Annotated in this window: 12 protein-coding genes; 4 read left to right on the top strand and 8 right to left on the bottom strand. The window is 35.6% G+C overall.

Features of this window, described 5'->3' with window-relative positions; translation table 11 throughout:
• Nucleotides 1–266 precede the first annotated feature (266 nt).
• Nucleotides 267–1,952, bottom strand: coding sequence for an energy-dependent translational throttle protein EttA (gene ettA / locus FTRAC_RS14270; RefSeq protein ID WP_013454975.1), 1,686 nt, complete (start codon nucleotides 1,950–1,952; stop codon nucleotides 267–269).
• Between the two features lie 112 nt (nucleotides 1,953–2,064).
• Here ettA and FTRAC_RS14265 point away from each other — a divergent pair, with 112 nt between their 5' ends.
• Nucleotides 2,065–3,351 carry a DUF349 domain-containing protein gene (locus FTRAC_RS14265; RefSeq protein WP_041649860.1) on the top strand — a complete coding sequence of 429 codons (1,287 nt, stop codon included), beginning with the start codon at nucleotides 2,065–2,067 and terminating at the stop codon, nucleotides 3,349–3,351.
• Nucleotides 3,352–3,461: 110 nt separating this feature from the next.
• On the top strand, nucleotides 3,462–3,683 hold the full coding sequence (locus FTRAC_RS14260) for a DUF2795 domain-containing protein (protein WP_013454973.1): 222 nt from the start codon (nucleotides 3,462–3,464) through the stop codon (nucleotides 3,681–3,683).
• An 18-nt stretch (nucleotides 3,684–3,701) separates the two neighbouring features.
• On the opposite strand, the gene FTRAC_RS14255 is transcribed toward FTRAC_RS14260, so the two are convergent.
• The 4 genes from FTRAC_RS14255 to FTRAC_RS14245 all read right to left on the bottom strand — a co-directional run bounded on the left by FTRAC_RS14255 (nucleotide 3,702) and on the right by FTRAC_RS14245 (nucleotide 7,148).
• The gene (locus FTRAC_RS14255; RefSeq protein ID WP_013454972.1) at nucleotides 3,702–4,370 is read right to left on the bottom strand and encodes a 2-C-methyl-D-erythritol 4-phosphate cytidylyltransferase; all 669 of its coding nucleotides are present in this window, start codon (nucleotides 4,368–4,370) and stop codon (nucleotides 3,702–3,704) included.
• A gap of 197 nt (nucleotides 4,371–4,567) precedes the next feature.
• Nucleotides 4,568–4,981 (bottom strand): hypothetical protein, encoded by a 414-nt coding sequence (locus FTRAC_RS14250; RefSeq protein WP_013454971.1) that lies wholly within the window; start codon nucleotides 4,979–4,981, stop codon nucleotides 4,568–4,570.
• Nucleotides 4,982–5,070: 89 nt separating this feature from the next.
• The gene (locus tag FTRAC_RS19380) at nucleotides 5,071–5,331 is read right to left on the bottom strand and encodes an OmpA family protein (RefSeq protein ID WP_049784161.1); all 261 of its coding nucleotides are present in this window, start codon (nucleotides 5,329–5,331) and stop codon (nucleotides 5,071–5,073) included.
• A gap of 98 nt (nucleotides 5,332–5,429) precedes the next feature.
• Complete coding sequence (locus FTRAC_RS14245) at nucleotides 5,430–7,148, bottom strand: tetratricopeptide repeat protein (protein ID WP_049784160.1); 1,719 nt, start codon at nucleotides 7,146–7,148, stop codon at nucleotides 5,430–5,432.
• A gap of 322 nt (nucleotides 7,149–7,470) precedes the next feature.
• Between FTRAC_RS14245 and yihA the strand changes: the two genes are divergently transcribed.
• Nucleotides 7,471–8,082 carry a ribosome biogenesis GTP-binding protein YihA/YsxC gene (gene yihA, locus FTRAC_RS14240; RefSeq protein ID WP_013454970.1) on the top strand — a complete coding sequence of 204 codons (612 nt, stop codon included), beginning with the start codon at nucleotides 7,471–7,473 and terminating at the stop codon, nucleotides 8,080–8,082.
• 81 nt (nucleotides 8,083–8,163) lie between these two features.
• Here the strand turns inward: yihA and fbp are convergent, their stop codons facing one another.
• Nucleotides 8,164–9,144: a class 1 fructose-bisphosphatase gene (gene fbp, locus FTRAC_RS14235; RefSeq protein ID WP_013454969.1), complete on the bottom strand. Its 981-nt coding sequence runs from the start codon at nucleotides 9,142–9,144 to the stop codon at nucleotides 8,164–8,166.
• On the opposite strand from fbp, the gene FTRAC_RS14230 reads away from it, so the two are divergent.
• Complete coding sequence (locus FTRAC_RS14230) at nucleotides 9,143–10,480, top strand: aspartate kinase (RefSeq protein WP_245545972.1); 1,338 nt, start codon at nucleotides 9,143–9,145, stop codon at nucleotides 10,478–10,480. The two genes, fbp and FTRAC_RS14230, sit on opposite strands and share 2 nt — an antisense overlap.
• A 333-nt stretch (nucleotides 10,481–10,813) precedes the next feature.
• Here the strand turns inward: FTRAC_RS14230 and FTRAC_RS14225 are convergent, their stop codons facing one another.
• Both FTRAC_RS14225 and FTRAC_RS14220 read right to left on the bottom strand, forming a co-directional pair.
• Complete coding sequence (locus FTRAC_RS14225; RefSeq protein ID WP_013454967.1) at nucleotides 10,814–12,397, bottom strand: peptide chain release factor 3; 1,584 nt, start codon at nucleotides 12,395–12,397, stop codon at nucleotides 10,814–10,816.
• A gap of 124 nt (nucleotides 12,398–12,521) precedes the next feature.
• Nucleotides 12,522–14,927 (bottom strand): TonB-dependent receptor, encoded by a 2,406-nt coding sequence (locus tag FTRAC_RS14220; protein WP_013454966.1) that lies wholly within the window; start codon nucleotides 14,925–14,927, stop codon nucleotides 12,522–12,524.
• Nucleotides 14,928–15,172 lie beyond the last annotated feature (245 nt).

Below are 15,172 nucleotides of genomic sequence, written 5' to 3'. Positions count from 1 at the left end.
GATAGCACATTAAAGCATAAATAGCCTTTTCTTTTAGCCCCATTCGGGGCTTGCTTATGGTAACTACAATCAAATGGGATAGGCCTAAGCTCCGTAGGAGTGACCTTATGTGAAAAGGAGTTGGAATCGCACGCTGGGTGTGGGGTGATTCATTGTCCATCACTAAATAGCGCTGCCTTTATTCCATGTGGTTTACTACTTTAAAAAAAACCGCATGAGGAATATATTTTCTTCATGCGGATTTTTGAAATTTTGACTTTATAAAATTATCTAGTAAGCTTCTTATACTTTATCCTTTTAGGAATAGCATCATCACCTAATCGTTTCTTACGGTTTTCCTCATAATCAGAGAAGTTACCCTCAAACCAATAGACTTGAGAATCACCTTCGAAAGCTAAGATGTGCGTACAAATTCTATCCAAGAACCACCTATCGTGACTGATAATTACCGCACAGCCTGCAAAATTCTCCAAGCCTTCCTCCAAAGCCCGAAGAGTATTTACGTCTAGATCATTGGTCGGCTCATCGAGTAAAAGTAAATTGGCTTCCTGCTTGATAGACATGGCCAAATGAACTCTATTTCTTTCACCACCAGATAAAACGCCTACTTTCTTCTCTTGATCACCTCCAGCAAAATTAAACTTGCTTACATAAGCTCTGGAATTGATTTTATTTTTCCCTAATTGAATCCATTCATTGCCTTCTGAAATATTTTCCCAAACGGATTTATTTGGATCTAAATTATCATGTGCTTGATCCACATAAGAAATCTTAACTGTTTCGCCTACTTCGAAATTACCAGCATCAGGTTCTTCCTGTCCCGTAATTAATTTAAATAAAGTGGTCTTACCAGCACCATTTGGTCCAATAATACCGACAATCCCACCTTGAGGCAAAGAAAAATTCAAATCTTCGTACAACAGTTTGTCACCATAGGCTTTTGCTACTCCATTTGCCTCTATCACTTTTGTACCCAATCGTGGCCCTGGCGGAATAAATAATTCCAATTTTTGTTCCTTTTCCTTACCCTCTTCATCGAGCATTTTTTCGTAAGAACTTAAACGAGCTTTCGATTTAGCTTGACGGGCTTTTGGCGCCATTCTTACCCATTCCAACTCTCTTTGCAAAGTTTTCTGTCTTTTGGATTCAGATTTTTCTTCCTGAGCCAATCGCTTTTGCTTTTGATCCAACCAGCTAGAGTAATTTCCTTTCCATGGAATTCCTTCTCCTCTATCCAATTCTAAAATCCAACCTGCCACATTATCCAAGAAATAACGATCGTGGGTCACAGCGATAACCGTCCCTTTATATTGCTGTAAGTGATGCTCCAACCAATGAACAGACTCTGCATCTAGGTGGTTGGTAGGCTCATCCAGAAGCAATACATCCGGCTCTTGCAACAGCAACCTACATAAAGCCACTCTTCGCTTTTCCCCTCCAGACAGATTCTTCACTGGCGCATCTGCGGGTGGCGTGCGCAAGGCATCCATGGCTTGCTCTAGTCTGCTGTCAAGCTCCCAGGCATTGGCATGATCCAATTTCTCCTGAACTTTAGCTTGTTGCTCAATCAAGTCATTCATTTTATCTGGATTGTCCAAAACCTCAGGATCAGCAAATTTTTCATTAATCTCTTCAAATTCCTTCAATAGATTAACTGTCTCTGCAACACCTTCCTCTACTACCTGCTTCACTGTTTTGTCAGGATCCAACTCTGGTTCTTGCTCTAGCATTCCAACCGAATATTCCTTTGAGGCTACAACCTCACCTTGATAATCCTTGTCAATTCCTGCTATAATCTTCAATAAGGAAGATTTACCCGAACCATTTAGACCTAGAACTCCAATCTTAGCGCCATAATAAAAGGATAAATAAATATCTTTTAAAACGGTTTTCTTGGGAGGGTAAATTTTTGAAACCCCCGCCATTGAAAAAATTATTTTTTCGTCACTCATATCTGTTTTTTACTTACTTTTTTCTCTTTATATTGAATAGAATATCAAATTACGTGATATCATCATTAATAACACAACTGCCGTATGGCTATATTGCAAATTAAATTTAATTTTGCACCAAATTTTACAAAAACCAAATTATAATATTTTGACTGATTTACAGCAAGAATTGGCTTTCATTGAAGGCGGAAAAGTAATTTTAAGGGAACAAGATGGTTTTCCGCAGAGAGAAATAGGAGAAGTAAAGGAAGATGAGGCAACTGCATTGCAGTTTTTTCAAGACCGATTCGAATCTCTAAAAGAAAAAGTTGATAAAGTTCAGCTACAAATTGAGACTGAAGACAACAAAGGTTCTTTTTTAATGAAAGTATTAAACTTAAAAGAATCACTTTCCACATTTGATGGCATTGGCGATTTTGTTGCGCTTAAAGAGCGATTGGAAATGTTGGAAAAAATGCTGGAAGATTATATAAGCCAAAATAGGAAGAGAAACTTAGAGGTGAAAACCACTTTAATTGAAGAGGCCAAAAGTTATGCTGCAAATCCGGATTGGCGAGAAGCAACTGAAAAACTCAAAGAGCTTCGCCAAAGATGGATCAGAGTGGGCGCTGTGGAAGAGGACAAAAAAGAGGAGGTAGAAAACACTTTTCAGGCTATCTATGATGAGTTTTATGAAAAGAAAAAAGCTTTTCATGAAGCCAAGAAAGAAATGATGGCTGCCAGAGAAAATCAATATGAAGCCCTAATTGATAAAGCTAAAAAGCTACACAACGATAAAATTGAAACTGAGGAGTTAGCTAAAAAAAGCAATGAATTAGTTGAAGAATGGAAATCATTGGAAAATATCCCTAAAGAGAAATATGCTCTACTTTTAAAAGAGTTTAAGAAATATACTCAGGTAGGGAGAAAAACAGGGAATTCTAAAAACGTCAAGTCTCACTCTAAAGAAAGCCATGACAAGGAAAAGCTGACCTTAATTGAAGAATTAAAGGCAGCTCAAAACTTGAGTCCAGACGAGGCAATCGAAAAGGCAAAAGACATTCAACAAAAGTGGAAGAACACTGGCAAAACATTTAATAAGTCATTGAATGAGGAATATTTCACGCTGAATGATTATATTTTTGAGAAGGGCTTTTTAGAGAATTTATTTGAAAGAAAGGCTAAAAAAGATTTAGGCGAAAAAGAAGCTGTTAAGTTTAAAATGAATATTTTGAGAGATTTGATTTCAAGGGATCAACGAGAGCTCAATGTATTTGAAGAAAATTTAGAAAAGTTTAACTTAGGAACTCAAAAGCTAGATAAAATGGTAGGTTTCAAACATGAAAAACAAAAAAGAAAGCTTGCCGTAAAGCAACAAATCATGGATGAACTGCGTGATTTGAATAAAAATTTAAAATAATTTGAACTTTGCGCATATTATTTTAGTATGCATGTAAAGTCATATGCAATTAAAGCTTTGATTTATAATTTTTTATCATACTTTTGCGCATCAAAAAAATACGGTAGAATATGTATTGGACATTAGAATTAGCTTCATATTTAGAAGATGCTCCGTGGCCAGCCACAAAAGACGAATTAATTGATTTTGGAATTCGTTCTGGAGCTCCATTAGAGGTAGTAGAAAACTTACAAGAATTAGAGGATGACGGACAGCCCTATGAGAACATAGAGGAGATATGGCCAGATTATCCTTCAAAAGAAGACTTCTTCTTTAACGAAGATGAATATTAGCAAAGTAAGCTCGCAAGCTTACTTTGCTTTTAATAGAGCTTCTGCTATAATTAAATCTTCAGGGGTTGTTATTTTTATATTTTGATAGTCCCCCTCAATTAAGGTGATGCTATGCCCATGCGCTTCTACAACCGATGCGTCATCAGTAAATGAAGGTTTAAAAGGAGTATTATAAGCAGATTTTAGCAATTCTACATCAAAAGTCTGAGGGGTTTGAATCAGCCTCAAAGAACTCCTATCTATATTTTTACTATTTCCACTTTCATCTATTTGCCTAACAGAATCTTTCATCAGGACTGCTGTTACAACAGCTTTATTCTCTTTAGCCTGCTCAAAAGATTGATTTATGGTTTCGCTTGAAACAAATGGACGAACGCCATCATGCACTGCTACCAACCCCTCCTCAACATGTTCTAGTGCATTTTTAACAGAATGAAAGCGTGTTTCTCCACCAGCTACAACTTTGTGTTCAAGATAATTTTGGTGCCAAATGTTTAATTCATCCCAGAATTGGATCTCCTCTTGTGGAAGTGTAATAATTAATTCTATTTCTGGATCAGCAGCTTGAAAAGTTTGTAAGGTATGAATCAATATAGGAGTGCCACCCAGCTTAAGAAATTGCTTAGGAAGCGCTTCTCCCATCCTTTTGCCAGTGCCGCCTGCCACTATGATTGCATACTTTTTCATGAAATACAATAGTCATTCAATTTAGATATAAAGAATTAATATTTCTGTTGAAACCTTAAATCTTATGAAATTTTATTAAAAAACATCTACAAAAATAAAGGTGATAAAAGAATCATTCAGCTTATTAAAAAAAAACAAAACAAAAAAAAGGCTACAATACTGCAACCTTTTCACTGTTTAGAATATTTATCTAAAGTTTACACTATAACTGTAAGGTAAACACACTTATCTCCCCTACAACATGAATAAAAACGGATTTCGCTTCCATTACTTTCATACACCCATACGTCACAAGGTTCACTTGCTACTCGTGAATCTGGATTTTCTGATGTAAAACTTGATTTCGAAACCTCTACATTTTCCACTAATTTAAAATTATACTTTTCGAGAAAAACCGATTTCATTCCTTGAATCGCTTCTACATCTCCTTTCAGCTGAATAAATGAATCATCCTCTTCTAAAGTCACATTGAATTCTTTAGCTTCTAAACGTAATTTTTCAATAGTTGTTAAGTTTTCATACTCTAAGTCAATATCTGTTTTTTCTTCGCAAGCGATAAAAAAAGTAGTTATTGCTACAAAAAGTAATACAGGGAATTTTAAATTTTTCATAAATCTTTCTAGTTTAAGTTTAATTTCAAACCTAAATAAAGATTTTATGAATTAAAAATTACATGCGTAATATTTTGTCAATAAAGCAATTATTCTTTTACAATAAATTCCACCCTTCTATTAATTTCTCTTCCCATCACCTCATCATCATTACTTACGATTGGCCTTTCTTCCCCATAACCCACTGCATTCAGTCTTCGTCTGTCAATACCCTTTCCTGTAAGGTATTCTACCACCTTATTTGCTCTTTGCTGAGATAACTTTTTATTAACAGCATCTGAACCAATATTATCGGTATGCCCAGCAATTTCTACATTCACTTGCGGGTTAGCTTCCATAAAACTTACCATTTTGTTCAATTCTTCATATGATTCAGAAGTAAATGTTGCTTTGCCAAATTCAAAGAATATATTTCTTAAAGTTTTTGAAGTACCAACTTCCGGCTTGCTTAAACTTGGATAGTTTGTTCCTCTCCCTTAGAAGCAGGAATTGTAATTTTCTTGTTTGCGAAAATATAGCCTGATTTTTCAGCAGACAACATGAAATCTGTTGCCTCATCTCGTATTATAACGAAAGTATAGATACCATCTTTTTTACTTTCAGATGGCACATTAATATTATCTACTTGTCCTTTAAGCTTAACAGCTGATTCAATAGATTGATTATTGCTAGCATCCACCACTCTAACCAGCAATTTTACTGGTGCCCCAGTATCGATATCATCATCTTGAGATTCTGCTACCTCTACACTATCTACTTCTTTTTCTTTTTCAGACTCATCTTCACCCTCATCCACATTGGCCTTTTTACTAGCTACTTTTTTATCCATATTATCTTCACTACCTCCTATCTTCACTTTATATATATCATTATACCCCATACCCTCTTCGCGGACGGTTGCATAGTAGCCCGTTTTACCATCTTTGGTCATTACAAAATAAATATCATCGTCAGGGGTATTTAGTGGATATCCCATATTTTCAGGAATACTCCATTCGTTACTTGCACTGTCATACTCAGATTTGAAAATATCAAAACCACCCATTCCATTATGTGCAGTAGAACTAAAATAAAGTGTTTTCCCATCGTACTGAATAAACGGACCGTCTTCATCACCTTCAGTATTAATGACTCTACCTAGGTTCTTGGAAGGTCCCCACTCGCCTTTTCTATCTTTAGTAGAATAATAAATATCAAATCCTCCATTACCACCAGGGCGATTGCTGGCAAAAAACAAGGTGTTCCCATCTGCTGACTGTGAAACAGATTTCTCATTATATCCACTGGAATTAATATTATCACTTAAACCAACTGGTTCCGACCAAGTATCTTCAGATAAGTTATTAGTATAATATATATCTCCATTTCCTTCATCACTATAAATATAAAGCGTTTTACCATCAGGTGAGAACCCTAAATTTGAATCATGATATTTCGTATTAACTACTGGCCCTATATTTTCTGCTGCCTGCCATTCCCCACCTGATTTTCTAGAAATGAAAATATCTTCGTAGTAAAAATTATCATCAAATACGTTTTCATTTAAGTTCCCTTGATCTGGCCCTCTTCTAGAGGTAAAAATCATTACCGTTTCATCAGCATTTACCACTGGGGCGTAATCCCACAACTCAGAGTTAATTGCAGTACCTACATTAGTGATGGAATAATTAACAGGATCCTCCATTAATTTTTTACCATTATTACATTCTTCTATCCGTTTATCCACTTCAGACATAGATGTTTTATCAGAACCTTTGTATCCCGAATTACTTTCTAGCTTTTGTTTGTACTTTTTATAATACTCTAATGCGTTATCGAATTCATATCCATACTGATAGCCCTGTCCAATACTGTAAAGCAAATCAAACTTATAATCAGAATCTATCTGATAGGCCCGCAATAAATATTTAGTAGCTTTTCCTTTATCGGTTGTCTGTAGGTAGGTTGAACCCGCCATATAATTAGCCCTAATATTATTAGGATCCATATTGGCAGCATCCACATATTGGTCTCTAGCTATTGTTAACACAACAGTCTCCTGCATAATGATGTCTGCATTTTCCAATAGCATCTGTGCAGTTTCTGGATCAGGTTCCTGCGCCTTTACTTGCGAGACAAATAAAACTGATAGTAAAAAGACAGCAAAGAATCTAAATTTATATATCATCGTATTCTTTAATTCGGTAAATTATAGCGAGTTAGGTCGCTTCACTAAAATAATCACTTAAATTAAACTACTTTTTATGTTATATCAAAAAAAGTTAGCTAAACTTCCTGTTTTTATTTAAAAATATCTGCTTTAAAGCAATAAATCTATAAAGCTCCATTCATTTTTAGGCTGATTTGACCATATTTATTACAATAATCTAATATAAGACAAATTTTAATTTTATTTAAAAAGCTTACACATAATTGATTTTTCCGGGAAATCAATTAATTCTTTTTATCACTTAACTTTTACTGCCATTTAAACACCTTATATTTGCAAAATGAAGAGAATCAAAAATGCAGAATTTGTTATAAGCAATACAGATTATCGGAAAAGTCCTGAAACTGACTTGCCAGAATATGCATTCATTGGCAGATCGAACGTGGGGAAATCATCTTTGATTAATATGCTAACTGATCGGAAAAATCTAGCTAAAACCTCTTCCAAACCTGGGAAAACACAGTTGATCAATCATTTTTTAATGGATGAGAAATGGTATTTGGTGGATTTACCGGGCTATGGTTATGCCAAAGTGAGCAAAAAAACTAATGAAGGTTGGGGTAAGATGATTAGTGATTATTTAAAAAACAGAGAAAATCTGGTCTGCATCTTTGTTTTAATCGATTCTCGCCTACCTCCACAAAAAGCAGATGTTGAATTCTTAGACTTTATTGGTAAAAACGGATTACCTCTTTCCCTTATCTTTACCAAAGCTGATAAGCAATCCAATAACAAAACGCAGCAAAATATAGCGGTATTTAAAAAGAAAATGTTGAATACATGGGAGGAATTCCCTCCTTATTTTGTCAGCTCTGCTGAAAAACAAACCGGTAAAGAAGAGATTTTAGGGATAATTGACCAAATGAATACTGCTTGGGCAGAGCAGAAATAAATTGGGGTTTGCTATAGCACGAACTAAAAAGCTCGCGCTAGCTTTTAGACTTGAATTTAGTATAACATCTTAAGATGCAAATTATTTCATAGCCTCTTCCACCATTTTCTTAGAGCCAGTGTAAAAAGGAACTCTTTGGTGTAAGGATTCAGGTTGAATATCCAAAATCCTGTTTTTTCCATCCGTTGCTAATCCTCCTGCTTGTTCGCAAATCATTGCCAAGGCGTTGCATTCATAGTTTAACCTCAATTTTCCATTCGGAGCTTTATCGGTTGAAGGATAAATATAAATTCCTCCCTTCAGTAAATTTCTATGAAAATCAGCTACTAATGAGCCGATATAACGAGCGGTGTATTTTTTATCCTTACAGTTTTCAATATACTGCTGAACTTTAGGTTCCAAACTTCTATAACTTCCTTCGTTGATCGAATATATTTTCCCGTCTTCAGGGATTTTCATATCAGCATGCGATAAGAAAAATTCACCCAATGAAGGATCATAAGTAAATCCATTTACACCACGACCAGTAGTATAAACTAGCATAGTGGAAGAACCATACAACAAATATCCTGCGGCCACTTGTTCAGAGCCTTTTTGCAAAACATCTTCATTAGTCACTTTACTACCAACTGGGGAAACTCTTCTGAAAATAGAAAATATAGTTCCTATAGAAACATTTACATCAATGTTAGAAGAACCATCTAAAGGATCCATGGATACAATATATCTTCCATCCTTATTATTTAAATCTAGGATTTCATCATCTTCTTCCGATACAATAGCACAAACTTCTCCACCATTTTTCAATGCTCTAATAAATCTGATATTAGCAATAACATCCAATTTCTGCTGCTCCTCACCTTGCACATTTTCAGTACCATAAGCACCTCCAATGTTTAATAAGCCTGCACGATTAACTTCTCTATGAATGATTTTTCCTGCTAAGGCAATATCTCTTAGCAATTGAGAAAGTTCACCCGAAGCAAAGGCAAAATCATTTTGTTTTTTCTTGATAAAACGGTCTAAAGTGATGCCTACAGATGTGGCTAATTTAGTTTGCATGGAATATTTATTTGTATTGACGCTAAATTATGAAAAAATTGCAGCTTATTTTGCCATTCATTACAAAAAGGAACGTATGCAGGTATTTAAATTTGGTGGGGCATCTATAAAAGATGCAGAAGCAGTACGAAATATGTCGGAAATCCTAAAAAGATTCCCCGATGAAAAAATAATTATAGTGGTTTCCGCTATGGGTAAAACGACTAATGCATTAGAAGAAATATTACACCTAAAACTGGAAGATTTATCAATTGACACTGCTATTCAAGACCTTTTTAAATACCACGCTTCGATAATCGCCAAATTATTTGAGAATGATGAAGCGAAAACACTTCAGTTATTAGAACAAATTTTTGAAGATTTAAAAATAAAATTAGCCGAAATAGAAAAATCAAAGTACGATGAATCCTATGACAGCATCATTTCTTTTGGAGAAATGATTTCTTCCTCAATATTATTAGAATTTTTAGTAAAAGAAAGATTTCCTATTTCAAAAATTGACGCAAAAGATTGTATCAGAACAGATGAAACATTCAGAGATGCTTTGGTTGATTGGGAGCAAAGCAAAAAATTAATAAAAAAAGTAATAGAATCTGAATTCACTCAAAATCAATTTGCAATTACTCAGGGGTTTTTAGGTGGAACTAAACATGGCAAAACCACCACTTTGGGAAGAGAAGGGTCAGATTTTAGTGCTGCTATTTTTGCATATTGTACCAATGCTAAAGCAGTTACGATTTGGAAGGATGTTCCAGGTATACTAAATGGTGACCCTAAGAAAATAAAGGATGCTGTTTTATATCAAGAATTATCTTATCAAGAAGCTGCAGAAATGACGTATTATGGCGCATCTGTTATTCATCCAAAAACAATCAAGCCATTAGCTAATGCTGGTATTCCGATGCATGTTAGGTCATTTAGCTCGCCTGAAAAAGGAGGCACTATCATTCATGACTGTAAAATTGTTCATGAAATTCCTTGTATTATCATTAAAGAAAAACAAAGTCTAATCACTTTCAAATTGACAGACTTTACTTTTATAACGGAAGCACTTTTTGGGAAAATTTTTGAAGCATTAAATAGGCACCATATTAAAATCAACATGATGCAAAATACTGCCATTTCATTTTCCATTTGTGTAAATGATGATTTGCATCGATTAGATCAGTTAATGAATGAATTGAAAAATGATTTTTCTATTCTTTATAATAAAGGCCTAGAATTAATTACCATAAAAAATTGCAATGATAGCTTGGTTGAACGCATGCGAGCAGATAAAGAAATTTATATGGAACAAAGAACCCGCAAAAATTATCAGGTTGTTAAAGGGGTTTAAGTTTTACTTTCCCGGTTGGCACACCACCGATCATGGTAACAGTTTTATTACCATGCGCCAGAGACGCCAGTAATCATCACCATCCAGAGGATGGCGATAGAAAAGCAAAGGCTTGCTTCCGCTAGCCTCCGGCTAGTGGAAATTACTACCGCCTCTGGCGGATTTTCTTAATACTTTTAACGATCTATCTCTTGGGTCTTGAGTTTATATTGTTGGTAATCTCCCATTCACCTTAACCTTGAGTAGGTAGTACACCGATCGAAAGCGGTAAAAATGGCTAAATCGGAAGATGGTCGGTGTGCCACCGACCATGGTAACATTGTGAGTTTCAATTTAAAACTCCGACTGAAAATGGAATTCAATTTCAGGGAAATTATCTTCTACCATTTGTAGCCATGATTTTGTTTCCGCCATAAAGACCATTTTCCCATCTTTATCTCTTGCAATATGGCGATACTTAGACTTTACAAATTCGTCTAGTTTCTTTTTATCCTTACTGCTGAACCAACAGGCTTTGTATAAATTCATTGGTGCAAATTCACAAGAAGCACCATACTCGTTCTTCAATCGGTGTTGAATTACTTCAAACTGCAGATTACCCACTACACCTACTACTTTTCTTGCTCCCATTTCGAAAGCAAACAATTGCGCAACACCTTCGTCCATCAGCTGCGTTAAGCCTTTGTCCAATTGCTTGGTTTTCATAGCATCTTTATTGATTACTTCCTTGAAAATTTCAGGAGAGAAAGATGGAATGCCTTTGTAAATACCTTTTTCGCCTTCCGATAAGGTATCTCCAATTTTCAGGTTTCCTGTATCGAATAATCCCACTATATCTCCTGGATACGCTTCATCCACCGTTTCTTTATCTTGCGCCATAAAAGCTGTAGCATTAGAAAAACGGAATTTTTTATCATGCCTCACATTCAAATAGCTACTTCCTCTTTGAAATTTACCTGAGCAAATACGAACGAAAGCAATTCTGTTTCGATGTTTAGGATCCATATTAGCATGAATCTTAAATACAAAACCAGTGAATTTTTCTTCATTCGGCTTAACGATTCTTTCTTCAGTTGATCGCTCTTTTGGCTGTGGTGAAATATTGATGAATGTATCCAACATCTCTTTCACTCCGAAGCTATTAACAGCAGAACCAAAAAATACGGGTGCCACTTTTCCTGACAAATATTCTTCTTTATCCAATTCAGGATAAACGCCTTCGATTAACTCTACATCTTCTCTCAGCTGGTCTGCTAGTGTATCGCCTAAATTCTTATTGAGCTCCTCATTGTTTAGATCTTTGATTTCAATACCTTCAGCAGTTAATTGCTGTTTACTAGCTTTGAAAAGCAATAAGTTTTTGCTAAATAAATTATAAACTCCTTTAAAGGTTTTACCCATTCCGATCGGCCAGGTGAGTGGACGGACTTGAATATCTAATTTTTCTTCAATTTCATCGAGCAAATCATAAGGATCTCTTCCTTCCCTATCTAGTTTATTTATGAAACAAATCACAGGAGTATTTCGCATCCGACAAACTTCCATCAACTTCTCGGTTTGTTGCTCAACCCCTTTCACGCAGTCAATCACCATCACCACGCTATCCACAGCAGTTAGTGTCCGATAAGTATCCTCTGCAAAATCCTGGTGACCAGGAGTATCCAGCAAATTGATTTTGATATCTTTATATTCAAAGCCCATTACGGAAGTAGCCACAGAGATACCTCTCTGCTTTTCAATTTCCATCCAATCGGATTTGGTAGCCGTATCAATTTTATTGGATTTTACAGCTCCAGCTTTATTAATGGCTCCACCAAAAAGTAAAAGCTTTTCTGTTAATGTAGTTTTACCGGCATCTGGGTGAGCAATAATGCCAAAAGTTCTTCGCTTGCTAATCTCTTGTTCTAACTTATTCATATCTGTTCCTCAATGAAGCTGCAAAATTACGAATAATGATTGGCAATAGGAATTGAAAGTTCAAATCAAAAAAAGATTCAAGAGACAAACTGCTTAAGTTCATCTCTTGAATACTAAATATGTTCTAAAACTTATAATTTAAAGAAAAAACATAATTCCTACCAGGAGCAGACATTCCTGAACTGTAAGGTCTGTACCGCTGGTCTGTAATATTTTCTATACCAGCATTTATACCAAAGTCATCCCAAAGCTGATAGCTCATTTTAAAATTTAGCGTGTACCAAGCAGGAGAAAAGGTATTGCCATTTTTATCTAAGGCATATATCTCTGTTTTCCCTCTCTCTTCTACTGCTAGATCTAAATGTTTGCGCTCAGCTTGATAGTTAGCATAAACTTGGACTAAAAAATCATTTGATTTAAAATTTAACCTGGTAGTTCCGAACATTGGAGCTGCATGTCTGGAAGGACTAACTGATCCATCGTCTAGCTCTTCTTCACCTATTTGATAATTTAAATCAGATGATAGATTAATTCCTCCTGGAAACTTCATTTCCAAACCAGCTTGAATGCCATATACATTAGCCACTGCTGCATTTTGAATGGCTTGAACCTGACTATTTACCCCGTCAAAAATAACACTATCTTCTCCATTTAATTGAAAATCCCTTCTCACCATAGCATTGTTGAGCAATGTATAATAAGCTGTAAAATCTACCTTAAGAAAATCATTGAAAATTTTTGCAATACCTATATCCCAGTTATAAGCATACTCCGCCTTCAAGTTAGGATTTGGAATAGTAACTGAACCTGGTTCCGAATCAAAGATTTTCCCTACATCATCAACATTTGGAGCTCGAAAAGCAGTACCAAAATTAGCATTGAGAGACCATGAATCTCCAGGATGATAGACCATTCCCAAACTTCCAGTCAGGGCTCCATTATTTATCTTAGCTTCTGTAAAAGGAAAAGAATAGAAGGCTGTATCAAATTCTGCATTCAATAAAAACTGAGTATAGCGAACTCCTCCTTGCACTGTAACTCTGTCTGAAGGTTTATATTCATAATTGGTATAAACTGCAATAGAACTCCAGCTAGCTTCAGGATATCTGGAAGCCGAACTACTAACTGTTCCTGTTTCAATATTTTCAGCTTGTCCAGTGGAGTTTACAATATTTAATACATATTCAGACCCATAAAAGACAGTACTTTTCTTTCCCAGCTTTTTGATAAAATCGAGATTAGCAGAATAGGCATCTACTTCTTCCGATCTATTTCTTCGGATATTATCCTGAAAATTTCTGTCTATCCTACTTTCCGCAAATTGTTGTTGTGCTAGTCGGATAGAGAGTTGATCAAAAAACCTGGATTTTTTTGAATGACTGATATTTAAATTGTTCATCATCCACATTTGAGGGCCATATCTCCATTCTGCATATTGCGGCTCTCCATTTCTAACCCTATTATGCCGATCATATCTTCCATATTCGGAAGTTTCAGAATAATGAAATCCATATTGAAAATCCCAGCGATCATTGGGCTGAAATCTCACTTTTTGCATCAAATTCTTCTGGCTATAAGCAGTAGGTTCTTGAATTAAGGGACTATCTTGTTCCACTACTCTGTCTTCTCCTTCAATTCTTTCCACGTGATAGGTTTTGAGATAATCATCTGGTCCATTTCGCCCTTGTCTTAAATGATCATAATCCCAACGGCTAGCACTCGTAACGAACGCCCATTTTTCCCAGCCATATTTAATATCCGCATGGATGGTTTTCTCATTATTAGCTGATGACCACCTGGAATTGACTTTCCCTGAAATCTTAGCAGATCCTGAACCAGAAAACTCGGGGGATAAGGTCTGAAAACTCATCACGCCACCGATAGCATCGCTACCATAAATGACTGAACCAGGCCCAAACAGCACTTCTGTATTCTCGGTTGCAAAAGGGTCTAAACTGATGACATTTTGAATATTTCCTCCACGAAAAATCGCATTATTCATCCTGACTCCATCCACTGTATAAAGTAATCGGTTTGTTGCAAAACCTCTGATCATAGGGCTTCCTCCACCTTGCTGGCTTTTTTGAATGTACACCTTTCCGGAAACGCCCAATAAATCTGCGGCTGTTTGTGGATTTTGCAGTTCTACCTCTTTTGGAGAAATCGATATCACTTTGGATGGTATATCTCCAGAACTCTGCCTCCACCTTGTAGCAGAAACGATCACTTCATTCAAATTGAAATTATTAGGCTGAAGCAAAACTTCAAAATTAGAAGCCTTTAAAGCTGTAAAGCTTAAGGTTTTCAATTGGTAACCTAATCTTTGAATCTGTATTGCTTGAGCTCCTGCCAAGGCTGAAATGTTAGCTTTACCGTATTGATTTGTACTAATAAATTCCTGCAGCTCTTCACTGACAATTGTTACCATTTCAATGGGCTCAGAAGTATTAGCATCTTTGACTGTAATTGTTTGAGTGTAGCCAATAGTGGAATTGACTAAAAACAAACAGAGACATAAAATATTCCTCATTATAACTTTTTAGTTTATAACCCTACATTGTCACATTATCCAATTATAGCCCAGAGCTGCGTTTTCACAGCTCAAAATGGATTTTTGAAGATCTTTCTGCACAGACTTGTCTGCCAAGACAGGCACAAATCAGAAGCGAAAGAATTCACTTGACAAACTAGGGATTAGTAGTTTAAAAAATAGAAGACTTTACTAAGTAGAATAGAATACATATATCAATTCCATTTAAATCAGTAAAGCAAAAT

It is taken from the genome of Marivirga tractuosa DSM 4126, from assembly GCF_000183425.1.
Classification (GTDB): Bacteria; Bacteroidota; Bacteroidia; order Cytophagales; family Cyclobacteriaceae; genus Marivirga; species Marivirga tractuosa.
Note: the sequence above shows the minus strand (reverse complement) of the source record. Positions and strands in the feature narration are given on the sequence as shown.